We start from the raw sequence: 1,240 nt of genomic DNA, 5'->3' as shown, positions 1-1,240 counted from the left end.
GCGAGGCTTCTTGTTTCAACGTCCGCAACAATCAAATGAATGATTGACTTACACAGACTCCGCAAGCGAAAACGACAGTCCAGCCGCTTTAAGTTCAATCATGCCTTGCTTTAGATGGTTGATTGCTGCATTCACATCGCGTTGATGGTGAGTTGAACAACTCGGACAAGACCATTCACGGATGTTAAGCGGCATTTCTTCCATTTTGTGTCCACAGCAAGAACAGGTTTTTGACCCTGCAAACCACTGCGACAATTTGTGCAAATGATGGCCTTTGGCTTTCGCTTTATATTCCAATTTCGAAACAAAGCTATTCCATGCGACATCACCGATTGCTTTAGCAAGATGTTTATTTTTCATCATATTCGAGGATTTCAACGTCTCGACAATGACCGCTTGGTTTTCGTCAACCAGTGTTCGAGAGAGCTTGTGTTGAAAATCGTTACGAATATTTCTGAGTTTTTCATGAGCATTTGCCAGCACTCTTCGTGCTTTCGCACGATTCGCTGACCCTTTTTGTTTGCGTGATAACCAACGCTGTTTACGCTTTAAATTCTTTTCTGCATTACGCAGATATTTGGGATTCGCTTCAATATGACCATTTGAGTCAGTGAGAAAATCCGTTAAACCCAAATCCACACCAACAGCCGTTTTGATGGTTTGAAGGGGTTTTGGCTGTTCGATTCCGTCTTCTACCAATATTGAGGCGTAATACTTGCCGTTGGTCGTTCTTGATAGCGTGATACTTTTTACCGTGCCTGATAGTTCACGATGGATTTTGGCTGTAATCGGTTGGCACTTGGGGATTTTAATCCAATTCGCACCAACAGAAACACTGGTACAGTGATAGCTTGACTGCTTGCCATGCTTGGATTTGAATCGTGGATAACGAGATTTCAGCTTTGGGTTGAAAAAGTTCTTAAAGGCTTTATCGAGCTGAATAATACCTTGCTGCAAGGCAATCGAATCATACTGTTTGAGCCATTGATATTTGCGTGACTTTTTCGCTTTCGCTAGCAAGGGCTTAATGTCGCTTGATGGCTTTAGGCTGATGCCTTTTACTTTGTAGAAGTGAGACTGAATCGCCAAACCACGATTAAACGCAAAACGCACCGCTCCAAACTGAGCATTCAAAAACTCAGTTTGTTCTGGGGTTGGGTAAATTCTGATTTTCGTGGCTTTTAACATGTAAGCGCTCTCTACTGGAATCTTTTGATGATAACATCACAAGGATTTTGTA

The 1,240-nt window shown here is 42.3% G+C and carries 1 protein-coding gene; it reads right to left on the bottom strand.

Annotation, left to right across the window (positions count from 1 at the left end):
• Positions 1-48: 48 nt before the first annotated feature.
• Positions 49-1,188, bottom strand: coding sequence for an RNA-guided endonuclease TnpB family protein (locus BMX05_RS12325; RefSeq protein ID WP_093312627.1), 1,140 nt, complete (start codon positions 1,186-1,188; stop codon positions 49-51).
• Positions 1,189-1,240: the final 52 nt, after the last annotated feature.

Source organism: Allopseudospirillum japonicum, from assembly GCF_900108915.1.
GTDB classification, from domain to species: Bacteria; Pseudomonadota; Gammaproteobacteria; order Pseudomonadales; family Halomonadaceae; genus Pseudospirillum; species Pseudospirillum japonicum.
This window is presented reverse-complemented; position numbering and strand designations above follow the sequence as displayed.

What these genes read in the sequence shown, in the direction of transcription:
- BMX05_RS12325 (WP_093312627.1), bottom strand. Translation starts at nt 1,188, where the DNA reads ATGTTAAAAGCCACGAAAATCAGAATTTACCCAACCCCAGAACAAACT.